This window comes from Weissella ceti, from assembly GCF_018394055.1.
GTDB classification, from domain to species: domain Bacteria; phylum Bacillota; class Bacilli; order Lactobacillales; family Lactobacillaceae; genus Weissella; species Weissella ceti.
The window spans coordinates 490,628-516,176 of record NZ_CP074441.1; the positions used below are offsets into that span (position 1 = coordinate 490,628).

A 25,549-nucleotide genomic window follows, 5' to 3' on the forward strand; every position below is an offset into this window, starting at 1 on the left:
TTATTAAATGAACGTTTGTTTACTTAATGAACGTAAGAAAGTGAGGATCAAAAATGGAGATTGTTAAGCTACATCATCCAATTGATCATGGAATGATTTCAGACGAACCAGTCGTCTTAGCAATGGGTTTTTTTGACGGTATGCACGCTGGTCATCGTCAAGTTTTGGCAGTAGCCAAAGCAAAAGCAGAAGAATTAGGACTTAAGCTAGCAGTGTTAACATATGATCATCATGCGTCAGTTGTGTTTAAGACTTATCCAACACCATTACAATACCTAACGACGCTGCCACGTAAGTTAGAGTTACTTGCCGAAGTTGGGGTTGATAAGACATATGTGATGAACTTTACAGCAAGTTATTCATCACAAGCACCACAAACATTTGTCGACAATTACATTGTGGGCTTGAATGCCAAAGTTGCAGTTGCAGGTTTTGATCACACGTATGGGTTGGTTGATGCAGATATGGCGCATTTACCAGAATACAGCCACGGTCGTTTTGACGTGATTGAAATTCCAAAGGTATTGAGTGATGGACGTGAAAGTGCCTCACGTGATGCACGAGCATTGTTAGATGAAGGTGAGCTACCAACATTGAATACTTTGTTGACACGTCCATACCAAACGTCAGGGACTGTAGTACATGGTGAAGCGCGTGGTCGTGAATTAGGTTTCCCAACCGCTAACATTGAGACACCTAGTCTGGAACGTTTGCCAAAGGTTGGTGTATACGTAGTCCGGTTGCGCATTGGTGATAATTGGTATCCAGCAATGGCGTCAATTGGCTACAACGTTACTTTTGGTGAAAATCGTCCTAAGACGGTCGAAATCAACATTCTAGACTTTAACCAAAATGTCTATGGTGAAGCGGTCAACGTAGAATGGTTATTGTATCTACGCGGCGAGGTAAAGTTCACGTCCGCCGAATCCTTGATTGAACAATTGCATCAAGATGAACGTGATACACGTGCATACTTTGCTGACTAAGAACGAAACAGATAAAGTCACGACTTTATTGATTAAAGAAAATACATGAAAGAGGTGGGCTAAATGTCATTTGATGGTTTATTTACACATGCCATGATTAATGAACTAAACGAAAAATTGGCTGGTGGACGCATTATGAAAATCCACCAACCATATCCAAATGAAATTTTTTTGGTGATTCGTAGTAATCGTAAGAACTACCCACTCTTATTGAGTGCGCATCCGTCACTAGCGCGTATGCAAATTTCAGAAATTAAGTATAAGAACCCACAAACAGCACCAAACTTCGCGATGATGCTACGAAAGCATCTTGAAGGGGCACAATTACTACGTATCGAACAAGTTGAAAACGATCGTATTGCGCGCTTGGTTATTTCTGGACGTAATGAAATGGGTGATGCTGAAAAGACAGTCTTGATTTTGGAAATGATGGGACGTCACTCAAATCTATTCCTTGTAGATGGTGAATCAGATCGTATTATCGATTTGATCAAGCACGTTCCAGCAGATCAAAATCGTGTGCGTACATTGATGCCAGGTGGGCAATACATTTTGCCACCTAAGCAAGATGTGGTGAATCCATACACGGATTTAACTGGATTGGCGAACCTTATTCTAGATATTCCTGATACAGCTGAATTAGCTAAGGCTATTCAAAAGCGTTTCCAAGGGTTTGCACGTGATTCAGCGCTTGAATTGGCAACTGTTGTGCAACAACCTGGCGATGCAATGGCGCATGCTAAGGAATGGTTAGCTCATTTTGAAAAGCCAGAACCAATGATTGTGACGGACGAACAAAAAATGACGTTCGTACCATTCAAGTGGTTAACAGTACCAGGACAAACACGTAGTTATGAAACACTAAGTGAATTACTAGATGCTTATTATTCTGGTAAGTCAGAACGTGATCGTGTTAACCAACAAGCGTCAAATGTGTTACGTGTGGTTCGAAACGAATTGAAGAAGAACCTAACGAAGATGGAAAAGCAACAAAAAGAATTGGATGCAGCTGCAGGGGCAGATGAATTCAAGGTTAAGGGTGAATTGTTGACGACGTACATGCATCAAATCGAACGTGGGATGACCAGTATTGAATTGCCAAACTACTACGATAACAATGAACCTTTGACAATTCCGTTGTCTAACCAATTGGGACCATCTCAAAATGCGCAACGTTACTTTACGAAGTACAATAAGTTGAAGGCATCTGTTAAGTTCTTGAATGAACAACGTGCAATTGCACAGACAGAAGTGGATTACTTTGAAAACCTATTGGCACAAATTGAAATTGCGAGCCCTAAGGATATCGAAGAAATTCGTCAAGAATTGGTCCAAGGTGGTTATTTGCGTGAACAAACCAAGAAGAAGCAAAAGCCACAAGCAAGTCAACCAGAAAAGTTCTATGCCACTGATGGTACGTTGATTGAAGTAGGAAAGAATAACCTACAAAATGAACGTCTATCAATGAAGACATCAGCTAAGTCTGATATCTGGATGCACACTAAGGACATCCCCGGTTCACACGTTATCATTCATGATGATAACCCTAGTGATGAAACACTAACTGAAGGGGCTATGTTGGCCGCGTACTTCTCAAAGGCCCGTGAATCAGCGCATGTACCAGTTGATTACTTGCCAGTTCGTCGTTTGCGTAAGCCAAACGGGGCGAAGCCTGGTTTTGTGATCTTCGAAGGACAAACAACAATTTCAGTTACGCCAACGATTGCCGCAATTGAACAATTGCGTGCGAATAAGCCGGCTGCTGAATAATGCATGATTCGCGATGCAGCGCTTAATGGTGTTGTTGATTGTAAAATTTAATAAGTAAGAACCTAACGTAGGCAGCTAATTTCCATTTGAAATCAGCTGCCTTTTGTTTATGTTTTGATGTAGAGAAGCAAAGCGTTAAGCAGATTTGTTTACAATTAACGTCAAAACGTTACCAGGAAATTAAAACGCAGATACAGGCAGTTCTTAATATGGAATATAAACTTACTCATGTAAATAAAAAGAAAACGTTTACAAAAAACGCGTATGCGAGGAGGATTAAGTTATGAATATTAAGAAAATTGTAGTAACATCTATTGCAGGGTTGATGCTAGGAGGAGCGCCCTTAGTATCTGTTGCTAATGTATCAGCGTCAGGGGTAACAACCACACACACTACAGATACTATCTAAGGAGCTGATAAGTTTACACAACCAGAAGCTCGAGGAATGAAGAAAAAGGCGATTGTGTGGGCATTGAAGAATAGCTCGGGAATTACTAAGATTTTTTCACCGCTACTATCAAAACAAAACATGAAGTACTTGAATAAGCATGCTTGGGAAATTGGAGATAAGCTAGATAAACTTGATAAATACGGTCAAGATAAGTTGGCTAGTTTCTTAATGACTCTAGGTATTCCATCAACCGCATCACGTACTATTGCATTTATTGTCTTTTTTGTAGCTTTCTAGGAGGGGTACCATGAATGAAGTAGAACAAGCAAAAAATAAATATCATCATCAATTATTGTTGATTATTGCAACATCGGTAAATAAAGAAGAGACACGTTTTTTTCAAAATGTTGTTGCGTTTGATTTGGATGAAGAAGATTCAAAAAATATTCTTAGATTAGTGCAGTCTGAAGACATAAATGGATTAATATCATTCATGGATAAACTAAAGAGCGGCTATGAAATTGAGTATTTGTTAAAAGATCTTATAGCTCAAGAATTATTAGATGAATCAGCGCAAAAATTGTTAGATTCAATTTAGATAGGGTTCAATGGTACTGACAACGAGGGGGATAATTACGCGTGTACAGCAATCAATAAAAATATGGTAATCTATGGATGCTTATTTTGTACGGTGTTTGGAGTGTCATTTTTCTTAACTGATATTTTTGATAAGGTATACATGGTTAGATGGGTTTTAATCATATTGTTTATTGCTTGATGTAGTGGAGATTTCTTCCGGGAAGTAAAGTGTCAGAAAAGAATACATAAATTGAATAATGAAATAAAAATCCTTAGATATCTGATAATTAAAATCAGGCGTCTAAGGATTTTTTGTGTTCTATTGTAGATTTTGATGGAAATATAATAAGAAGAACAAAGAACTAGTTCGTCGGCCCTGTGTTGAAGTGAGACATGTAGTTATGGATCGCGCTAAAATGTTTAGAGGTTGAAATACTACAGAGTAATACTGACAAGTAGGATAGAAATACATCGATGAATGGCATAAGTGAATTTAACCCAATAGATATACTTTGGCAAATATTGCGTAAATAGTTTGTGTTTCTGTGTGGGACTGCCAATTATCTAGATACCTTAAGCCTAATTTTTGTTAATTCACGCCAAAGTCTGGTATGCTGAATGAAAGAAAGCGCATACACATAGACGAGGAGAGGTTATGATTCGAGAAATCGCAGTGGCAGATATTGAAACAATTGAAGCAGCTATCAAAGCTGGTGTTGAACGAGTTGAATTGAGTGCTGATTTATCGGTTGGTGGGATTACACCGTCAATTGATACGGTTTGTGCTGCGCTAACGTTAACAAATGCAGCCGGGATTGATCTAGTTGTTATGGTGCGGCCGCGTGGTGGTAACTTTGTTTATACGCATGCTGAGGTGAATGAGATGATGCTGACGTTGAAGGCTTTTAGAGCAATTGGCGTCCATTATGTAACGTTTGGCCTGTTGGATGCACTCGGGCATTTGGATCGCTGTAATATGGTAAAACTCCTTGAAGCAGCACAACCCATGCAGGTTGTCTTCCATATGGCATTTGATGACATCCCCGATACTTATCAAGAACAAGCCTTAACATGGTTAGCCCGTAATAAAGTTATTCGGGTCTTAACGCATGGTGGCCAGTTAACAGAATCTATTGATGATTGCATGGATCATTTATCTGACATTATTAAATGGACGCCGCAGGGGATGGCAATCTTACCTGGTGGTGGCATTACCTATCTGAATGCACCAGCAATTGCCAACCAGTTACACGTTAATGAAGTTCATGGTAGTCGAATTGTGAAAATGTAGTGATCGTTTAATCTTCTTTGAAATTAATATCGAAAACAAATTGTTAATGACGTAACCTATTTGTTTTTATTTCATAGCGTCTTTATGGTATTATATAGGATAAGGGCAATACGCCAGACACAACTGTGTAAAGCATGTTGTGATTTAAAATTATAAGGAGATTTTGTGATGACACTCGCAATCGTAACTGATTCAACTTCATATTTGACAGAAGATGAAGTTAAAAAGTTTAACATCAACGTGATGCCAATTCCTGTTATTATCGACAATAAGATGTATAAAGAAGGCGTTGACCAAACGACTGATGAATTTTATGAATTACTAGCATCATCAGCTGAATTTCCTAAGACATCTCAGCCAGCCACAGGGGAATGGCTAGAATTGTTTGAGCAATTAAAGGCTGATGGATATGATGAAGCATTGGTAATCAATCTATCATCAACTATTTCTGGAACAGTTAATACGGTGGCTAGTTTGGCTGATGCCGTTGATGGATTTAAAGTACATAGTTATGACTCAAAGCTAACTGTACGTATTATGGGCTTGCTTGTCTTGAAAGCTGCGCAAATGGCTGCTGAAGATAAGAGCCTTGATGAAATCCTTGATGTATTGAACCAATTGACACCAACAATTGATGAATACTTTGTAGTGGATGATTTGCAAAACCTAGCTCGTGGTGGTCGTCTATCAAACGCGTCTGCTATTTTGGGATCAATGTTGAAGGTTAAGCCGATTTTGACTTTCGATAACGAAACAAACTACACTTTCGATAACGAAACAAACTACATTGTGCCATTTGAAAAGGTGCGTTCAATGAAGAAGGCGCTAGGTCGTGCAGAAGAATTGTTCGTCCAAGCCAAGGAAGAAGCGGATTACCCACTACATGGTTTGGTTGTTCATGCGAACAGTCCAGAAGCTGGTGCAAAGTTCCGTGATGCCATGCAAGAAAAGTATCCTGATGTGCCATTTGACTTGTCTTACTTTGGACCAGTTATCGGTACACACTTAGGATCTGGTGCAATTGCACTAGCTTGGATGCGTGAACCCGACTCACTATAACTATCAATTGAGATGCATTAATCGCAGAAATGATGAGGATTTAAAATAATGGCAAACGTAAAAATTGTTACTGATTCAGCTTCTATGATTCAACCGGAAGAAGCCGCAAAGTACGGAATCACAATCGTCCCACTAACTGTGATGATTGATGGTAAGATCTACCAAGATAACGTAACCATCACACGTGAAGAATTCATGGAAAAGATGGCCGAAGCAGAAAACCTACCAACAACATCACAACCTTCATTGGGTGTCTTCACAGATGCATACGAAAGTATCATTGAAGAAGGTGTTGAAATTGTGTCAATTCACTTGACTAAGGGATTGTCAGGAACTGCCAACGCTGCTGAACAAGCGGCTCGCATGGTTAACGCCGACATCACAGTGATTGATTCTGACTTTATTGACCGTGCCGAAGGATTCCAAGTTTTGGCGGCAGCTGAAGTTGCGGCTAATGGTGGAACTAAGGAAGAAGTCTTGGCAGCCATTAAGGATGCCCATGATAAGACAGAACTTTACTTGACTGTTGCTGATTTGCACAACTTAGTTGCCGGTGGTCGTTTGTCAAAGACTGCTGGATTTGTGGCTGGTTTGATTAACATTCAAATTGGGGCACATGTGCAAGAAGGAAACATTAACGTTGAAGTTAAGGGCCGTGGGGCTAAGTCTACAAAGAAGTACTTGAACGGTGTCTTGGAAGAAATGAAGAACATTGAATCTGGCATTAAGGCTGCTCACATTTCACACGCAGATGCGTTGGATAAGGCCGAAGCATTCGCTGCTGAATTGAAGGAAGCTTTCCCAGAAGCAACAATCACAGTCAGCCAAACATCACCAACAGTTTCAACTCATACTGGACCAGGTGCACTTGGTTTCAGTTATGTTGCAAACTAATTATTGATTGTAAATAGGCAAAGTCCAATTGTGAAAACGGTTGGACTTTTTTGTTGTCTTTTTTATCCGTGTATAATAAAAGTATATAATTTCATCCTAATACTAGACGTTAAATCAAAAGAAATAAGACGTGGTATGGATTATAAATAGTGTCCGTCTACATCGTACAATAAAGTTTTTTTCACAAATTTTTTTAATGGTACATACCGGTTTGTTTGGTTTTTAATAATTTCAAAAAACGGGCGATTTGCACTAAAATGACTAGATTATGTCTTGTTTTTGTTTTAAAAATTTAAAATAAATCAAGGTAAAAGGTTGTGTTTTGTTGTTATTTTTAAAGTTTTAGACGGTTTTTGGTCAGTGATCTGCTTGACAACAATAAGGAAAACGTTTACATTTATATGGTCTGGTACGTCGTATAATCAGCGTTCGGCGTACATTACTATTTATTTTATATGTGATTGTTTAAATATTAGGGAATCGTAAGGATAGGGGAGAAAAAATGTCAGTTTTATCAGAATTAAGTGCTGTCGTTGGTAAGAAGCACGTTATTAGTAATGAAGCCAAGTCTCTACGTTACCGTAAGGGATACCGTTCAGGTAAGGGACCTGCTTTGGCAGTGGTCCAACCAGGAACAATGATGGAATTATGGCAAGTTCTACAAATCTTGCACAAGAATAACATTGTCATCATCATGCAAGCAGCTAACACAAGTTTGACTGAAGGATCAGTCCCAACAACTGGGTATGACCGTGAAGTTGTGGTTGTTAACGGAATCCGTATTGCCGGTGTACAATTGATTAACGAAGGTCACCAAGTTTTGGCTTTCCCAGGAACAACTTTGTTTGCTTTGGAAAATGAATTGAAGCCATTGGAACGTGAACCACACTCAGTTATCGGATCATCAACGTTGGGTGCCACAGTTATTGGTGGAATTAACAACAATTCAGGGGGAGCCTTGGTTAACCGTGGACCTGCCTACACAGAATTGGCCTTGTATGCACGTATTAATGAAGATGATGAATTGACTTTGGTTAACCACTTGGGTATTGAACTAGGGGATACACCAGAAGAAATCATTACAAACCTTGAAAACCGTGCATTTGACATTGATGCAGTGCCAGCGTCAGAACATGCTGCCCACAACAAGTCATACCGTGAACGTGTTCGTGATGTGGATGCTGATTCACCAGCTAGTTACAATGCAGATCCAAACCAATTGTACGAAGTATCTGGGGCGTCTGGTCACGTGGCAGCCTTTGCAGTGCGTTTGGACACGTTTGAAAAAGAACCTGAATCAAAGATGTTCTATATTGGAACGAACAACACCCTAGTACTTGAGGAAATTCGTCGTCAAGCGTTGAGTGAATTTAAGACAATGCCAGTTTCAGGGGAATACATGCACCGCGATGCATACGATATTGCCAAGAAGTATGGTAAGGACTCATTGGTTGTGATTGACAAGCTAGGAACTGACTTCTTGCCATTCTTGTTTGGGATGAAGGCTGATGCAGAACGTATGTTGGATCACATTCCATTCTTTAAGCCATACTTCCCAGACCGTTTGATGCAAAAGATGAGTTACGTTTTGCCAAACCAATTGCCAGCAAAGATGGAAGATTACCGTAATAAGTATGAACACCACTTGCAATTGAAGATGTCTGGGGCAGGAATTGAAGAAGCACGTGAATACCTAACAGCTTTGTTCCAAGAAGCAGAAGGTGACTTCTTTGAATGTACACCTGCAGAAGAAAAGAAGGCATCATTACACCGTTTCGTTGCCGCTGGAGCTGCCATTCGTTTTGAAGAAGTGCACCAAGATGAAGTTGATGATATCTTGGCACTAGACATTGCTTTGCGTCGTAATGATCACAACTGGTTTGAAGTTCTACCAGAAGAAATTGATAAGCAAATCGAACACAAGTTGTACTACGGTCACTTCTTGTCACACGTTATGCACCAAGACTACATCGTTAAGAAGGGTGTTGACGCTAAGAAGTTGAAGGAACAAATGCTTGAAATTTTGGACCAACGTGGAGCCATCTACCCAGCTGAACACAATGTTGGACACATGTACCATGCTGCACCAACATTGGTCGCGCACTACAAGAAGAACGACCCAACTAACAGCTTTAACCCTGGAGTTGGTAAGACAACAATGCACAAGTACTGGCAAGAATTCTAATTTCTTGTTTCGTAACGACTTGCGTTTAAGATAATAGCCAAAAGTAAAAGCCATTAAGAGATTAAATTCTTTCTCTTAGTGGTTTTTTTGATGGGCGTAATCCTATTAATTACCCTAACAACATCTAATTGAGCAATTTATCCGCAACAACAAATCAAGCATTAAACGTAAATCTCACTGACAATCGCTTATTTAAGGTGAAATGTGCTAAAATTAGTCAATACATTTGATTATGAAGGAGGCTAAGTATGCGCCGTCCATTTTACAGCTGGCTGATGACAGAACAGAATCCAATTGCACTCACTGACGTGCAGCAATTCGCAAATGGTGCATTCTATGACTTGCAATTTCCAAAGCAAAGTCAAGATTTCGATGAAATTTCTAATTACTTAGAAGTTAATGCACCATATTTACACAGTATGACAACCTTTGATGAGGCTTGGGAAATGTACCAAGCGTCTGAAGGATAGGAAAGGATTTACACACATGGCACAAATTATTCAATGGTACCCAGGTCACATGGCGAAGGCCTTCCGTTTGATGCGCGAAAACATGAAGCACGTAGATATCGTGTTTGAATTGGTTGATGCACGTATTCCGGTTTCTTCACGTAACCCAGAACTTGATAAGGTTTTGGGAAACAAGCCACGTTTGATGATTATGACAAAGACTGACTTGGCTGACCCAGATCGTACAAACGAATGGCTACGTTACTTCCGTCAAAACGACATGAACGTTGTGGCCTTGGACACACGTAACCACAAGACACCACAAATTATCACAAAGGCAGCGCGTAACGTCTTGGCAGATAAGTGGGAAGCGTTGGCTGAAAAGGGTGTTAAGGATAAGGCTATCCGCGCACTTGTGGCGGGGATTCCTAACGTTGGTAAGTCAACATTGCTTAACCACCTTGTGACAAAGAACGTAGCCATTACTGGAGACCGTCCAGGGGTTACTAAGAAGCTACAATGGTTGAAGACACCAACTAACCTTGAACTTTTGGACACCCCAGGGGTGCTTTGGCCAAAGTTTGAAGACAAGCGTGTTGGGCAACACCTAGCAATGACTGGGGCCATCAAGGACCAATTGATTAACCTAGACGATATTGCGTTGGTAACGTTGAAGTTCATGCGTGATTATCACCCAGAGGCGATCGTTGAACGTTACCACTTGCCTGAAGACGCGTTTGAAACAATGTCAGACGTTGATATCTTGTTGTTGATCACAAAGAAGCTTGGCTTCAAGGATGATTACAACCGTGCAGCTGAACGTATGTTGATTGACTTGCGTCGTGGTAAGTTGGGAACATACACAGTTGAATTGCCATCTGACAACATTGGTGAGGTGCAAGAAGATGCCGACTGAGACAATTGCGAGCATTAAAGCGCAATTAGCAGCAGGTGCATCTGAAGCAGATTTAGCTCGTTGGCGAACAGATGAACGCCAAGGAGTCCAAAAACTGTTAGTGCAACAAGAAAAGAAGGCCGCTAAGGCGGCGGCTGACGCCAATGCTTTTCAAGAACGTCTATCATTTGAACGTGATGCTTGGCAACGTGGGTTAACGGTAGCTGGTGTTGATGAAGTTGGGCGTGGACCATTAGCAGGACCGGTTGTTGCGTGTGCAGTGGTAATTGATGACACATTTGATTTAATCAGTGTGCATGATTCAAAGCAATTATCACAAGTTAAGCGTGAAGCACTGGATGCAGATATCAAAGAACAAGTGGTAGCTTATGCATTTAGTGTTATCGATGCAGACATTATTGATGATGTGAATATCTATGAAGCAAGTCGAATTGCAATGAAGGAAGCGATTGAAAAGCTGCCAACGCAACCAGATGAATTGTTATTAGATGCAATGACGGTGGATTTACCACAACCACAAGAAAAGTTGATTAAAGGGGATGACCGTAGCATTAGTATTGGTGCGGCTTCAATCCTGGCAAAAAACTATCGTGATGAATTGATGACTAAGTACGCCGAACAATATCCGGGGTATGGATTTGAACAACATGCCGGATACGGAACCAAGCAACACTTAGAAGCGTTAGCAACATTAGGTGTGACACCGATTCATCGTAAGACCTTTAGTCCGGTCATGAAGTATCTAAACGATTAATAATCTAACAAATAAAAAATCATGTATGATTCACCGTCCTTTCTTACTAAAGAGAGGGGATAGCGATGAACGTACATGATTTTTTATTTTGGCTTGTTTCCTTAGGATCATTGTCTCCGAAGAAACGAACGCAGTTATGGCAGTTAGGTTACCAACTAACCGATGACGATCGTGCGAAGTTAGTATATACATTAAGTAGGCAAGGTAAAGTACAAGCACCTAATCAATTATTGATTGATCAACTGAAAAGCCAACAATATGTTTCCATTTTAGATGATCATTATCCACGATTATTAAAAGAAATCGCCCAGCCGCCGTTGGTTTTATTCTATCGGGGCGATATTAGCTTGTTGAAGCAAAAAAGCGTCGCAATTGTTGGATCGCGAAAGCATACAAGTTATGGTGCTATGCTGATTCAGCGCTGGATTCCAGAAATCGTTAAAAAAGATATTGTAACGATTTCTGGTGCTGCAATTGGTGTGGATGGATTGGTTCATAAGGCTACTTTAGCAGCGAAAGGAAAAACGATTGCTGTATTGGGGCATGGATTTTCTCATGCATATCCTAAAGAGCATTACGGTTTATTGCATATGATTGCTAAACAAGGTTTGGTTGTTACCGAATATGCACCGTGGATGGTACCAAAGAGTTGGCGTTTTCCTGAACGAAATCGAATTGTTGTTGGATTAACCCAGGATGTCTGGGTAGTTGAAGCGCAGTGTAATTCTGGGTCTTTAGTAAGTGCAAATATTGCATTAGATGAAAACCGAGAAGTTTGGTGTGTGCCTGGCGATATTTCGCGCACACAATCACAAGGGACCAATCAATTGTTTCAAGATGGTGCGAATGTATTATTAGATGTTTTTTCACTTGTTGAATCAATTGAAAAAGCTGATGGATAATTCCGTGTATCTACCATAATTAATGAAAAACTGAGCAAAAAGAATGGGGAATTACCCGTTTTTTTACTCAGTTTTTTCATTGACTTTGCTTTAAGCTTACTTTAAAGTTGTAAATTGAGTTACAAAAATATAATGAATAAAATATATCTTTGTCGTGAAATAACATTTTTTATCATCAGGGGGGATGACAATGGATCATAATTTCAAAAAAACACGTTTCAAAATGTACAAGTCTGGAAAGATGTGGGTGGTCATGGGAGCAACCTTTTTGGGAGTTAACGTGACAACTACGGCATCAGCCGATGTTAATGCAGCTTCTAAACAACAAGCTGGTAATATTCACAAAGTTGCAGATGCAAAACAAGACACCAAATCAGCTGAAAAGATAGTACATATTAAGCCAACTGAGCAAGGCGACAAGCCAAAGGCAGACATTAAAAAGTCAGAACGTAAGGTTGCTGACAAACTTAATGATGAAGCAGTACATAAGGTTAATGATAAGCAAGTACATAAATTAGCTCAAAAATCTAAGTCTACACATAATGAATCAGATAGTAAAAAAGTTACAGAAGTAGCTAAGAAGAACGAAAAAATTGGATCAAAACTAGCTAAGCATGATAATCGCGATAAAGATAAGCATTCTGATCACGATAAAAACAAAGACAAGAATAACCAAGGATTAACAATTAGTGACGCTGATTATCCACAACAAATGGATTTGGGTAAGTTCGAGAACAAAGCCGAATACAAATTCCAAATGTTGATGAGCTCTGATAAGCGCCGTAAGCTAATTTTGACGTCAAATCGATCTGCAGATGGTGTTATTCATGTGTACTACATGGTTTGGAACGGTAGTCGTTGGGATCACAAAAACCAATACACATTAGAAAAACACCGTTCAGTTTCTCGTAGTAACGGTTACTACAATGAATTTACAATCCATAATGATGATTTTGGTGGATTGATTCAATTTACGGATCGTTGGTCTCGAGCCTTTGACTTTGGAGCGTATGATCCTAATCAATTGGTAAATAATATTACATTCTTTGTGCCTAAGGTTATCCAACAACGCGTTCATTATGTGGATGAAGCGGGAAAGACAATCTCAGAACAATTAATTCAAAAAGGATTGACTGGACAAAAGTACACGACACCACGTCCAAAGAAGATTGAAGGATATGACATCGAAGAACCTAAGAATGCGGATGGTACGATGTCTCAATTTGGAAAAGTTGGGGCTAAGTACGAGCGTAATTTCCACGATGGAACAAAGATTGTCTTTACTCAATTAGATGAAGACGGAACAATGCAAGCAGACGTGTTTGATAACAATGACCCGTATAACCGAGGACAACGTGCATCACACTCTGTCATTGTTAAAAAGGGTGAAACAGCTCGCGATAAGTACTATAAGTTTAATAGCTGGGGAGTCCAACAACGTAATTACTGGTTGTTAATTGTTAATCCATACGTTCAGCAAACACAAGATATTAAGTACGTTTATAAGAAGCGTACATTAGAGAAACAAGTACATAAGGTTAAGCGCACAGTAAAACCAGTTGATAAGCAAGGTAATCAAGTTGCACCAGATATTGTCGAAGAAGTTACCTTTGAACGTGAAGGAATTAAGAACAATGTAACTGGTGAAATTGAATGGAATGATTGGACATCTACTAATGATACGTTAGGGGATGTTAAAGCGCCTAAGGTTGAAGGAATGATGCCAGAACGTCAAGTTGTACCTGGACAAAAAATCACGCCTGATATGACAGATTTCGTTGAACATATCGTTTATGATGATAAGATTTCAGAAGTTAAGGAATCAAAATCAGTTGAACGAGTAATCAAATACATAGATAAGCACGGTAAGGAAGTCGCGCCATCAACGAAGGAAATCATCGAATTCAACCGAACAGGAACAAAGAACGATGTAACTGGAGAAATCGAATGGAACGACTGGATCGCTAGTGAAGAAGGATTCAAGTCAGTAGATTCACCTAAGGTGAATAACATGACACCTTCTCGTCCGAAGGTTGACGGAATCACAGTCAAGCCTGGCGATAAGGATATCTACGAAGAAGTTATCTACGAAGATAACCACTCAGAAGTATCAGAATCAAAGAAGGTTGAACGTGAAATCAAGTACGTCGATAAGCACGGTAAGGAAGTCGCGCCATCAACGAAGGAAATCATCGAATTCAACCGAACAGGAACGAAGAACGATGTGACTGGAGAAATTGAATGGAACGACTGGATCGCTAGTGAAGAAGGATTCAAGTCAGTAGATTCACCTAAGGTGAATAACATGACACCAAACCGTCCAACTGTAGATGGACAAAAGGTTCAACCAGGCGATAAGGATATTAAGGAAGAAGTTATCTATGAAGATAACCATTCAGAAGTATCTGAATCAAAGAAGGTTGAACGTGAAATCAAGTACGTTGATAAGCATGGTAAGGAAGTCGCGCCATCAACGAAGGAAATCATCGAATTCAACCGAACAGGAACGAAGAACGATGTGACTGGAGAAATTGAATGGAATGACTGGACATCAACGCAAGATGGCTTTGATACGATCACGTCACCAGAAGTAGAAAACATGACACCTTCTCGTCCGAAGGTTGATGGAATCACAGTCAAACCAGGCGATAAGGATATTAAGGAAGAAGTTATCTACGAAGATAACCACTCAGAAGTATCTGAATCAAAGAAGGTTGAACGTGAGATCAAGTACGTCGATAAGCATGGTAAGGAAGTCGCGCCATCAACGAAGGAAATCATTGAATTTAATCGAACAGGAACGAAGAACGATGTGACCGGAGAAATTAAATGGAATGACTGGACATCAACGCAAGATGGCTTTGATTCAGTGGATTCACCTAAGGTGGATAACATGACACCTTCTCGTCCGAAGGTTGACGGAATCACAGTTAAGCCAGGCGATAAGGATATTCAGGAAGAAGTTATCTACGAAGATAACCACTCAAAAGTATCTGAATCAAAGAAGGTTGAACGTGAAATCAAGTACGTCGACAAGAACGGTAAGGAAGTTGCCCCATCAACGAAGGAAATCATCGAATTCAACCGAACAGGAACGAAGAACGATGTAACTGGTGAAATTATCTGGAATGACTGGACATCAACGCAAGATGGCTTTGATTCAGTGGATTCACCTAAGGTAGACAATATGACACCAAACCGTCCAACGGTAGATGGACAAAAGGTTCAACCAGGTGATAAAGATATCTACGAAGAAGTTATCTATGATGTGCAAGTTTCTGAACTTCCTGCACCAAAAAGTCATGAACGTGACAACAATCGTGGAGACAAGCAAGACAAGCAAGACAAGCAAGACAAGCAAGACAAGCAACGTAAGACTGATAAGTCTAACAAGCAAAAGACTACGACGAACCAATTGAAGTCAACACAAAAAGAATTGCCAAATACTGGCGAACGCGAAAATGAAACAATTCGTGTAGCGGGTATCATCGGACTATCTGCCATGATTGGTATGATGGGGAAGGCGATGACCCGAAAGCGCAAGTAATTTGCCATACATGTGTAAGAACATCTATCGACCGAGAGATTGTGTCGTTAGATGTTTTTTCATGTGATACGTTGATTTTAGAGATGTTACAAAGGCATATTGGTTGTTTTTCGTCATTTGTTTAAGGAAGAAAGAATAATATCAGATCTATAGTTAATAGCGGGTGGTCGAAACAATGTGTTTTTCAGTTATTTAATAGTAGGAAAATGTCATAAAAAAACAGTTTCTTGTCTGACATTGTGTCAATAATGTTGCAAAACATTAGCTAGTCATGCTACATTATTCAATTGAATGGTGTAAAATGAAAAAGCCTAACGTAATAAAAGGCAGATTAACACACAAATTACATCAATATAATGAATATAAAAAAGACAATTTAAAAGAAAGAGGTACGTGCAAATGGCAGAAAAAGTAGCCAAAGAAAAAAAAGCACCCGTAAAACGTGCCGCAACAAAAAAGAAAACAACCAAGGGTAAGAATCTGGTTATCGTGGAGTCACCATCTAAGGCAAAAACAATTGAAAAGTACTTGGGAAGTACTTATAAAGTTGTTGCTAGTGTGGGACACGTTCGTGACTTGCCTAAATCACAAATGGGGGTTGATGTTGAAAATGAATATAACCCAAAGTACATTAATATTCGTGGTAAAGGTGATCTAATTAAGTCGTTGAAGAAGGAAGCTAAGGCCGCTAAGAAAGTGTACTTGGCATCCGACCCGGACCGTGAAGGAGAAGCCATTGCTTGGCATTTGTCTCACATCTTAGATTTAGATATTGAATCAGGTGAAAACCGTGTTGTCTTTAACGAAATTACAAAAGATACAGTTAAGGATGCATTTAAGCACCCCCGTTCAATTGACATGAACTTAGTCGATGCGCAACAAGCACGTCGTATCCTTGATCGACTAGTTGGGTACTCAATTTCTCCTATTCTATGGAAGAAAGTTAAAAAGGGATTGTCAGCAGGTCGTGTTCAAAGCGTTGCCCTAGGCCTTGTTATTGACCGCGAAAAGGAAATTCAAGCGTTTGAACCAGAAGAATACTGGACATTGGATTCAGAATTCAAGAAGGCTCGCACGAAGTTCAAGTCAGTATTCTGGGGTGTAGATGGTAAGAAGACAGCACTACCAGATAATGAAACTGTTCAATCTGTTATGGCTCGTATCGACCGTGAAGCACAATTTGAAATTTCAAAGGTCGAAGCTAAGGAACGTAGTCGTAAGCCACAATTACCTTTTACAACATCTACGATGCAACAAACGGCTAACAACCAATTAAACTTCCGTGCGCGTAAGACAATGATGGCTGCGCAACAATTGTATGAAGGAATTAATTTGGGTGGTAAAGATGGTTCAGTTGGGTTGATTACGTATATGCGTACTGACTCAACACGTCTTTCAGATACAGCTAAGAATGATGCTGCTAAGTTTATCCATGATGAATATGGTGAAGAATACGCTGCAACAAAGCCAGCAACTGGTAAGTTACAAGAAGGGGCGCAAGATGCCCACGAAGCAATTCGTCCAACTTCTGTATTCCGTACACCTGCTTCAATTAAGGATAAGTTGACAAATGATCAATTCAAGTTGTACCAATTGATTTGGTCACGTTTTGTGGCTTCACAAATGACACCTGAAATTTTGGATACAATGGCAGTGACTATTGAACAAAATGGTGTGCAATTCCGTGCTAATGGATCAAAGACTAAGTTTGCTGGGTTCACAAAGGCTTATCCAGCAGCTAAGGAAAAGGAAAACAAGTTGCCGGACCTACAAGTTGGTGACATGGTGGACCTTGTGCAAACAAGCCCAGAACAACACTTTACTCAACCACCTGCGCGTTATACTGAAGCCGCGCTAGTTAAGGCGTTGGAAGAAAACGGTGTTGGCCGTCCATCAACATATGCGGCAACTATCGAAACGATTCAAAAGCGTGCCTATGTAAAGATGGATGCTAAGAAGTTTGTGCCAACTGAAATTGGTGAACTTGTTCAAGCTACAATGGATGAATACTTCCCAGACATCACAGATGTTGCCTTTACAGCTTCTGTCGAAGAAAAGTTGGATGATGTTGAAGAAGCCAAGGAGAAATGGGTTGAAGTTGTTGATGAATTCTACAAGCCATTCTCTAAGGAATTAGAAACAGCCGAAGCTGAAATGGAAAAGGTTGTTCTAAAAGACGTCCTTGCAGATGAAGATTGTGACGTCTGTGGTGCACCTATGTTAATCAAGTTGGGTCGCTATGGTAAGTTCAAGGCGTGTTCACGTTTCCCAGACTGTCGTCGTACAGAGACTATTGTGACTGAAATTGGTTTGGCATGTCCAAAGTGTAAGGTTGGTCAAATTGTTCAACGTAAGACACGTCGCGGTCGTACATTCTATGGATGTTCACGTTACCCAGATTGTGACTTTGTCAGCTGGGATAAGCCGACTGAAAAGACACTTCCTGATGGAACAACACCTAAGGAAGGTGAAGAAGCTGCAACAGATGCTAAGGATGATGCCAAGGCAACAAAGAAAACAGCTTCAAAGTCTAAGACAACTAAAAAGCCGGCTGCTAAAACTAAAAAAGCAACTAAGACAACAAAGAAGTAGGTTAGATAATGCAAGCGCAAGCGTATATTGATTTGTTTATGGATTATCTACGCGTAGAACGTCAATATTCTGAGGATACGCAAGCTGCATATGCCGCCGACTTCAAGCATTTTGTTACTTTCTTAAAAGAAAGTGGTGTGGATGATCAAGTTGACTTAATGGCTGTTACAGCGAATGACGTTCGTGTGTATTTATCTTATTTATATGAACAAGGGAATAGTTCAAAGACGATTGCTCGTCGTGTGAGTTCATTGCGTTCTGGTTATAATTTCTGGGAACGAAATCAATTTATTGAGAGCAATCCCTTTGCTAATGTCCAATTAAAAAAATCAGGTCGTCATTTACCTCGCTATTTCTATGCGAAAGAAATGACGAGTTTGTATGAAACATTGCAAGCAGATGCCAGTCCAATTGGACAACGTAATCTTGTAATTGTGGAAATGCTGTATGGAACTGGTGCACGTGTGTCTGAGATGGCGAATATGCAAATTAAAGACATAGACCAACGTGCCAGAGTTGTGACGATTATTGGTAAGGGGAACAAGACACGTATTGTGCCTTTTGGTCAATATGCAGCAGATGCCTTAGATATTTATCTAAATGATGGACGTTTAGTATTGATGCAAGCAACCCATGCAGTTCATGATACGTTATTAGTAAATAAGCGTGGTGAACCAATTACACCAGCGGGAATTGAATACGTGTTAAAAAGTGTCGCTAAAAAATCGGGGTTAACGCAAGATGTGTCAGCCCACATGTTTAGGCATACGTTTGCAACAGATATGTTGAATAACGGTGCTGATTTACGTACAGTGCAACAATTACTGGGTCATTCAAGTTTGAGCACAACGCAAATCTACACACACGTCACAACTGATAGTTTGCAACAAAGTTATCGTAATTTTTTTCCACGTGCGACTGATAAGTAATAAGTTGCTACTAAAGAGTCTTTAGAAATGAATGTTTCTGAAGGCTTTTTTTGTTACGTTGATGAACGTGCTCGAAGTAGAACAATCAGTTAATATTTACAATAAGTATCTAATTGATAGTACGATGAGATGACCAACTAAGACAAAAGAATGCGAGATATTTAAAACTCTTGATACGTTCAAAAAAATTTATGTATGTGTTGCTGATTTAAGGAATTATATACTGGGTGTATGATGGGTGGGGAAACTAAATATAATGCTCTAATGTAAATTGCGACGTATTTGGTGCGTGAAAATGTGTGAAGTAGGGTGAGTAATGAAGAAACAAGAATTGTTTAACATGATTATGGTTACGATGTTTGCAGGGATTATAGATGCAAATATTTTTAACCATAATCAGGCGATGAGTTCACCGCAAACAGGGAATTTAGTTCAATTGGGATCAGGAATTGCCCATGGGTCCATTGAGACCATCATAAATAGCGGCATGATTTTATTATCATTTATTATTGGTGTTTTTATCATGCAAAAGTTGAAGAATCATGAAGCTAAGCTGTATATTGGGCTTAATGTATTAGCGTTGTTGGTGATGCAAGCTAACATGGGAAATGCAGTAATGATTGTGGCATGTAGTGTCTTACTGGGAGCGCAGTTAGAGATGTACCGGAAAGTGTGGGGTGTTGCAGTAAATAGTACGATTATGACTGGTAATTTGCGAAAGGCTGTGGAACCATTTTCCGGGCAGGCGCCATACAATAAATTTAATGCTTACTTGCCTTTAATTGTCATTATCAGTTTCTTGCTAGGGGCAATTATCGGTAGTATAGAAATAATAGTATTAAATCTTAGTATTGTTAGCTACAGTATTTTAGTTAATATTGTGATTCAAATCATCACAATGAGAAAGGTGAAGGGACAGTAATATGTATAAAGTGGTTGTTACGACAGAACTACCCAAAGAAACGATGCATCGTTTAACAGAACAATCTTTTGAGGTTGTTTATGCTTTAACAAAAGATGTTTTAGAAAAAGAAATTATTGATACCGATGTGATTATTTCTGCTGTTAATGTTGAATTAGATACTGAACTATTGCAACGTGGTCAAAAATTGAAATTTATTGCTAATATTGGGGCAGGATATTCAAACATTAGTACTGAAATTGTTAAAGAAGGTAACGTCAAGGTCGCCAACACACCAACGCATGATGCTATTCAATCAACGGCAGAATTGACAGTCTTGCTATTGTTGGCGGTAGTTCGTCAATTAAAAGCAAGTGAGCAAATCGTTGAGCAGAATAACTTTGAAGGTTGGCGTGTGACTGGTTACTTAGGTGGACACCAAGTCAGTGGAAAAACAGCAACCATTATTGGATTTGGTCGGATTGGGCAAACAGTTGGTCGCTTACTTGCTGCCTTTGACGTTGAGGTTCAATATGTGGATCCAATCCCTGCTAAAGAAACGCATGCAAAGCGTGTAGACTTAAATACTGGCTTGCAAACAGCGGATTTTGTGATTCTAAATGCTTCATTGAATGAAGATAATCATCATATGATTGATGCAGATCAGTTCAAGTTAATGCAAAAGCATGCATATTTAGTTAATGCTGGCCGAGGACCATTAATACATGAAACCGCCCTTGTTGATGCGTTAGATAAACAAGAAATCGCGGGTGCCGCACTAGATGTACATGAATTTGAACCTGAGTTTACTGTCGCCTTAGAAAATCGTAGTAATGTTGTTTTGACTCCACATATAGGTAATGACACATATGAAGCACGACTTGAAATGGCTAATAGCGCTTTAAACCAAGTGATTCACTTTATAGAAGGTGAGTATACGTCAATTGATTTTGTCTAATAATTCATAATAGGTACGATGAAAAGCATCTCAATCGAGGTGTTTTTTATTAATATCAATTTATTGATAAGGCTATAAATTTTGAGTTAAGTAGTTTTGAAAGATGAGGATTTTTCTGAATGTGTGAATCATCAATTGATGAAAACAAAGGATAAAAATAACTTTTCAAATTTTTGAAATTCACAAAGTCGTTAAATGCTGATTTTTCACAAAGTTTTTCAGTTCTTTTTAAGGGTGTTTGGTATATACCGAAGATGTTTTTTGGGTGTTTTGGTGAAGTTTATGCGATTTTGTTTATACTATTTCAATTAAAATGAAATGTAACCGGTTTCTTTTTAGATTGTGAAAATGCTATAATCATACATGTAATAAAGTTTGATCGCTTTAAATATATTAATTTTTACAGGGAGTAAGGTTATGGGGATTCGCGAGTTTTTTAATCATCAAGTTAAGCCAAACATTGGGTTAACTACTGCAGAAGAGCGTAAGCGTTGGCTAAAAGAATTTTTGAAGACATTCTTTGTTATCTTTATCGTTTATGCAGGAATGTACTTGATTCGAAACAACTTTAAAGCTGCGGGACCGTTGTTGATTGAACAAAATGGTTTCACGACCACTCAATTAGGGGTGATCGGTGTTGCGTTTTCATTCACTTATGCGATTGGGAAGACCCTACTAGGGTACGTAGTGGATGGACGTAATGCGAAGAAGATTATGTCATTCTTGTTGGTACTAGCGGCAATTATTGTTGGTATCATGGGAATTATCTTGTTTGAAACAAAGCAATACAGTGCTTTCCTAATTATTCTTTGGGGATTGAACGGATTCTTCCAAGCCCCAGGTGGACCAGCTTCATATTCAACGATTTCTCGTTGGACACCTAACAAGCAACGTGGTCGTTGGCTAGGATTCTGGAACGTGTCTCACAACTTGGGTGGTGCCGTCGCCGGTATGCTAGCTTTGTGGGGAGCCACAACATTCTTTGATGGAAATGTTGCTGGGATGTTCATTGTGCCCGCAGTGATTGCTGGAGCAATTGGTATCTTTGGAATGTTCTTTGCGAAGGATGACCCATCAGAATTGGGTTGGGATGATGCTGAAACAATTTTTGAAGAACCAACAGCGCCTGAAGATGCCGCATCTGAAGGAATGACAAAGGGTGAAATCTTTAAGAAGTTTGTTGTGCGAAACCCAATGGTTTGGATTCTAGCCACAGCTAATATCTTCGTCTACATTGTTCGTATCGGAATTGACAACTGGGTGCCAGTTTACTCATCACAAGTGCTTGGTTTTACAAACAGTCAAGCCGTGCAAACATTGTTCTACTTTGAAATGGGTGCGATTTTAGGTTCCGTTTCATGGGGATTGATTTCTGACTTCCTAAAGGGACGTCGTATGGCGACTGCCATGATCTCAGTTGTCTTGGAATTCTTAGCAGTCTACATCTATTCAATTGTGCAAACACCAATGGCATTGTATGCCGTATTGTTCGTACTAGGTTGGTTGGTCTTTGGTCCACAACTTTTGATTGGAGTTTCAGTTATCGGATTCGTGCCTAAGGCGGCAGCGTCAGTAACCAACGGAATTGTGGGAACATTCGCTTACTTGTTTGGAGACTCATTGGCAAAGGTTGGATTGGGAATGATCGCCGACCCAACCGGAAGTGGATTGACTGTTTTGGGACGTACATTCCACGGATGGGGTGATACCTTTACAATCTTCTATGTCGCATTGCTAATTGGTGGTATCTTGATGACCATTGTTGCGTTTGCCGAAGAAAAGAAGATTCGTGCAACGTCATTAGATTAAGTAGTGGAAAAATAGCTTTAAATAATTAACTAACACATAAAAGACGGTTGTTCTATTATAGAACAATCGTCTTTTTGTATATGTAGAAATTTATGACATATTGTATCTGATTAAAATGTGATGCTTTTACAACTTCTGAATCATTTTTTAAATCTTAAAATTAGGTTGATGTAAATTAAATAAAAGGATCTATTTGAATTAATGTTTTTGTTATAATAAAAGGTGTAACTAGCTACGTTTTTTTGTAAATTTAGAAAGTTGTGTGATATTTCTAAGGCGATGGGACGGAACCAGAAAAGATTGAATCTTTCTGGTTTTTGCGCCGAATAAAAAGTGTATGGCGTGATGTTGTACCATGAAATGCGCAACGAAATTGTTAGTAGGTGTGGTAGGGAAACATTATAAAGAGGGATACATAATATGGTAGAAATTTATAAGCATGAAGAACTTTTAAATCACGAACGTGTTGAGCGTGCAGATTTTGATTTACCTATGCATTGGATTCATGTGCATAATAACGAACCTGGCTGGATTGTGCCGGATCATTGGCACGAAGAATTAGAAGTTAGTTTTACGGTCAATGGTTCCCTAAAAGGGTACCGAATTAATGGAGAAGAATTCAATACGCGTCCAGGCGATGTCTTGCTGGTACGACCAGGTGATGTACATTGTGTGGCAACTCAAGCACCTGATCCAGAACGAGATATTTTGACGATTTTTTTTGATTCCAAAATCTTATTGCAAGATGTACCAAATATTAAGCAATTAAAATTTTATCTTCATCCTAATTCAGTCAATAAAGAAGAAGCAAAAAAATTACAAACCGATTTGATGGCCTTTTATCATGCGATTCATCGAGATGAAACCGATCCAACTCGTAAATTAGAATTGAAAAAATTAATGTATGATTTGTTGCATCGTATTGTCACATCGTTTGGCTATGTCAGTGAAGACAGTAATTTGCGAATAGATAGTACAGGAATGTCATCAGAATTAATGCAAGACATTGTGCAGTACATTAAAGAACATGTACAAGAAGATATACGCGTGCAAGACTTAGCGGATGAATTTAATATTTCACCTAGTTATTTGACGCGTAGCTTCAAACGTTATCTTGATCGGACACCGACAGCCTACATTCAATTAATGAAGATAAATGTGGCAACACAGTATCTGATTAATACGGATCATTCGGTCCAATATGTGGCGGATTTATCTGGATTTGGTAGTTTACGTAGCTTTGAAAGAGCTTTTAAAGAACAGTATGATCGTACGCCAACAGAATATCGTCGCGAGAGAAAAATCAACATATAAAGACTAACGGTCATAAAATGGCGTGTTTTTCGTCATAAAATGACAAATGAAACACATTGAAAGCGTTTACAATTACCTTGTAAGTTACTTAGGAGGGAAAAGATATGAGTACAAATACATGACAACCACAAGATGGCTTCATGTTTAAAGTAGCGATGTTATCAATCGCCTTACTATTACAGATTCCGGCGGTTATTTCACCAACACTACCGTTGATTGGGGCTAGTTTCCCAGAACAAAGTCTGGCGCAAATCGAAATGATTAGTACTATTTCAAACTTTGGAATTTTGTTGTTTGTTCTATTGAGCGGATTTGTAATTCGTTATTTAGGAACATACAAGACGATTTTAATTGGATTGATTTTGGCGTTAGTTTCTGGAATCGTGCCAGTGTTTAGTGATAACTACACGGTTATCTTGGTATCACGTTTCTTGTTGGGTGGTGGAATTGGATTGTTCAACGGACTTTCATACAGTTTGATTCTTCGTATCTACACTGGGGACACACAGAAGCAATTGCTTGGCTTCCAAGGAGCCGCAGCCACATTGGGAATGACAGCGTTAACATTCGTTGTTGGTGGTTTGGTTGGATTTGGTTGGCACACGGTATTCTGGGTATACCTAATTGCGCTACTACCATTAGTTTTGATCTTGATCTTCGGACCACAAATTGGTCGCTTGGCCGATGCGGCTGAAGGGGTTGATGAACAACCTAAGGTCAAGGAAAAGACAAACTTTGGTGTGATGCGTTATGGTATCCAAGCCTTTATCGTCTTTACGTTTTTTGCGGCTACACAATTGAAGATTACAAGTGTCTTGACTGATACTGGGTCTGGTGATGCAGCAGTAGCTGCTTCATTGCTAGGAATTGCAACATTAGTTGGAATCTTGGTTTCAATTGCTTACGGGTCAATTTACAAGCTTTTCAAGCGTTACACGATGACTGCTGGTTTGATTGGAATGGGAATTGGTTTAGTTCTGATCTCAGTTGGTACTAGTTTGCCAGTGATTGCCCTAGGACAAATCTTGTTGATGGGAACATTTGTTATCGTTGCACCAAGTTTGTTTGCAGGAGCGGCTGAAGTACAACCAGAAGGATCTGACAACTTAACATCTATCGTATTGCTTGCCTGGATTAACATTGGTGTATTCTTGGCGCCACGTACATTGGCTGCTATTCAAAGCATCTTTAATGTATACGATGCGGGTTCAGCCCAATTCGTCCTACGAATTGGTGGTTTCATCTTACTAGCGTTGGCAATTTACCTTGGCGTAAAAACAATGCTGTCTAAGAAGTCTGTAGATAACGCATAATTAATGAACT

At 39.4% G+C, this 25,549-nt stretch carries 21 protein-coding genes; all 21 read left to right on the top strand.

Annotated elements, in window-relative coordinates:
* The first annotated feature begins 53 nt into the window (after nucleotides 1-53).
* The 21 genes from ribF (at nucleotide 54) to KHQ31_RS02620 (ending at nucleotide 25,539) form a co-directional block, all read left to right on the top strand.
* Complete coding sequence (ribF, locus tag KHQ31_RS02525; RefSeq protein WP_213409421.1) at nucleotides 54-986, top strand: riboflavin biosynthesis protein RibF; 933 nt, start codon at nucleotides 54-56, stop codon at nucleotides 984-986.
* A gap of 63 nt (nucleotides 987-1,049) precedes the next feature.
* Entirely contained in the window at nucleotides 1,050-2,756 is a 1,707-nt protein-coding gene (locus tag KHQ31_RS02530) for an NFACT RNA binding domain-containing protein (protein ID WP_213409422.1), read from the top strand.
* Between the two features lie 283 nt (nucleotides 2,757-3,039).
* Nucleotides 3,040-3,165, top strand: a complete 126-nt coding sequence (locus tag KHQ31_RS07870; protein WP_264336035.1) for a hypothetical protein — start codon at nucleotides 3,040-3,042, stop codon at nucleotides 3,163-3,165.
* 36 nt (nucleotides 3,166-3,201) lie between these two features.
* Nucleotides 3,202-3,444, top strand: a complete 243-nt coding sequence (locus KHQ31_RS02535) for a hypothetical protein (protein WP_213409423.1) — start codon at nucleotides 3,202-3,204, stop codon at nucleotides 3,442-3,444.
* Nucleotides 3,445-3,454: 10 nt separating this feature from the next.
* Nucleotides 3,455-3,745 carry a hypothetical protein gene (locus KHQ31_RS02540; protein WP_213409424.1) on the top strand — a complete coding sequence of 97 codons (291 nt, stop codon included), beginning with the start codon at nucleotides 3,455-3,457 and terminating at the stop codon, nucleotides 3,743-3,745.
* A gap of 636 nt (nucleotides 3,746-4,381) precedes the next feature.
* Nucleotides 4,382-5,017 (top strand): copper homeostasis protein CutC, encoded by a 636-nt coding sequence (locus tag KHQ31_RS02545; protein WP_213409425.1) that lies wholly within the window; start codon nucleotides 4,382-4,384, stop codon nucleotides 5,015-5,017.
* Between the two features lie 168 nt (nucleotides 5,018-5,185).
* Nucleotides 5,186-6,076: a DegV family protein gene (locus KHQ31_RS02550; protein ID WP_213409426.1), complete on the top strand. Its 891-nt coding sequence runs from the start codon at nucleotides 5,186-5,188 to the stop codon at nucleotides 6,074-6,076.
* 48 nt (nucleotides 6,077-6,124) lie between these two features.
* The gene (locus KHQ31_RS02555) at nucleotides 6,125-6,970 is read left to right on the top strand and encodes a DegV family protein (RefSeq protein WP_213409427.1); all 846 of its coding nucleotides are present in this window, start codon (nucleotides 6,125-6,127) and stop codon (nucleotides 6,968-6,970) included.
* 502 nt (nucleotides 6,971-7,472) lie between these two features.
* Nucleotides 7,473-9,155, top strand: coding sequence for a D-lactate dehydrogenase (gene dld, locus KHQ31_RS02560; protein ID WP_213409428.1), 1,683 nt, complete (start codon nucleotides 7,473-7,475; stop codon nucleotides 9,153-9,155).
* A 248-nt stretch (nucleotides 9,156-9,403) separates the two neighbouring features.
* Nucleotides 9,404-9,625 (top strand): YozE family protein, encoded by a 222-nt coding sequence (locus KHQ31_RS02565; RefSeq protein ID WP_213409429.1) that lies wholly within the window; start codon nucleotides 9,404-9,406, stop codon nucleotides 9,623-9,625.
* Nucleotides 9,626-9,641: 16 nt separating this feature from the next.
* A complete protein-coding gene (gene ylqF / locus KHQ31_RS02570; RefSeq protein WP_213409430.1) occupies nucleotides 9,642-10,520 on the top strand; it encodes a ribosome biogenesis GTPase YlqF in 879 nt (292 codons plus the stop codon).
* Complete coding sequence (locus KHQ31_RS02575; RefSeq protein ID WP_213409431.1) at nucleotides 10,510-11,274, top strand: ribonuclease HII; 765 nt, start codon at nucleotides 10,510-10,512, stop codon at nucleotides 11,272-11,274. The genes ylqF and KHQ31_RS02575 overlap by 11 nt, the downstream gene beginning before the upstream one ends.
* 65 nt (nucleotides 11,275-11,339) lie before the next feature.
* Nucleotides 11,340-12,176, top strand: coding sequence for a DNA-processing protein DprA (dprA, locus tag KHQ31_RS02580; RefSeq protein ID WP_213409432.1), 837 nt, complete (start codon nucleotides 11,340-11,342; stop codon nucleotides 12,174-12,176).
* A 190-nt stretch (nucleotides 12,177-12,366) separates the two neighbouring features.
* Nucleotides 12,367-15,723, top strand: a complete 3,357-nt coding sequence (locus KHQ31_RS02585; protein WP_213409433.1) for a mucin-binding protein — start codon at nucleotides 12,367-12,369, stop codon at nucleotides 15,721-15,723.
* Nucleotides 15,724-16,122: 399 nt separating this feature from the next.
* A complete protein-coding gene (gene topA / locus KHQ31_RS02590; RefSeq protein WP_213409434.1) occupies nucleotides 16,123-18,315 on the top strand; it encodes a type I DNA topoisomerase in 2,193 nt (730 codons plus the stop codon).
* A gap of 8 nt (nucleotides 18,316-18,323) precedes the next feature.
* Nucleotides 18,324-19,244: a tyrosine recombinase XerC gene (xerC, locus tag KHQ31_RS02595; protein WP_213409435.1), complete on the top strand. Its 921-nt coding sequence runs from the start codon at nucleotides 18,324-18,326 to the stop codon at nucleotides 19,242-19,244.
* Between the two features lie 316 nt (nucleotides 19,245-19,560).
* Nucleotides 19,561-20,166 carry a YoaK family protein gene (locus KHQ31_RS02600; protein WP_213409436.1) on the top strand — a complete coding sequence of 202 codons (606 nt, stop codon included), beginning with the start codon at nucleotides 19,561-19,563 and terminating at the stop codon, nucleotides 20,164-20,166.
* 1 nt (nucleotide 20,167) lies between these two features.
* Entirely contained in the window at nucleotides 20,168-21,103 is a 936-nt protein-coding gene (locus KHQ31_RS02605) for an NAD(P)-dependent oxidoreductase (protein WP_213409437.1), read from the top strand.
* Between the two features lie 417 nt (nucleotides 21,104-21,520).
* Nucleotides 21,521-22,912, top strand: a complete 1,392-nt coding sequence (gene uhpT, locus KHQ31_RS02610) for a hexose-6-phosphate:phosphate antiporter (RefSeq protein WP_213409438.1) — start codon at nucleotides 21,521-21,523, stop codon at nucleotides 22,910-22,912.
* Nucleotides 22,913-23,332: 420 nt separating this feature from the next.
* Complete coding sequence (locus tag KHQ31_RS02615) at nucleotides 23,333-24,226, top strand: AraC family transcriptional regulator (RefSeq protein ID WP_213409439.1); 894 nt, start codon at nucleotides 23,333-23,335, stop codon at nucleotides 24,224-24,226.
* Between the two features lie 140 nt (nucleotides 24,227-24,366).
* Nucleotides 24,367-25,539 (top strand): MFS transporter, encoded by a 1,173-nt coding sequence (locus tag KHQ31_RS02620; RefSeq protein ID WP_213409440.1) that lies wholly within the window; start codon nucleotides 24,367-24,369, stop codon nucleotides 25,537-25,539.
* The last annotated feature ends 10 nt before the right edge of the window (nucleotides 25,540-25,549 follow it).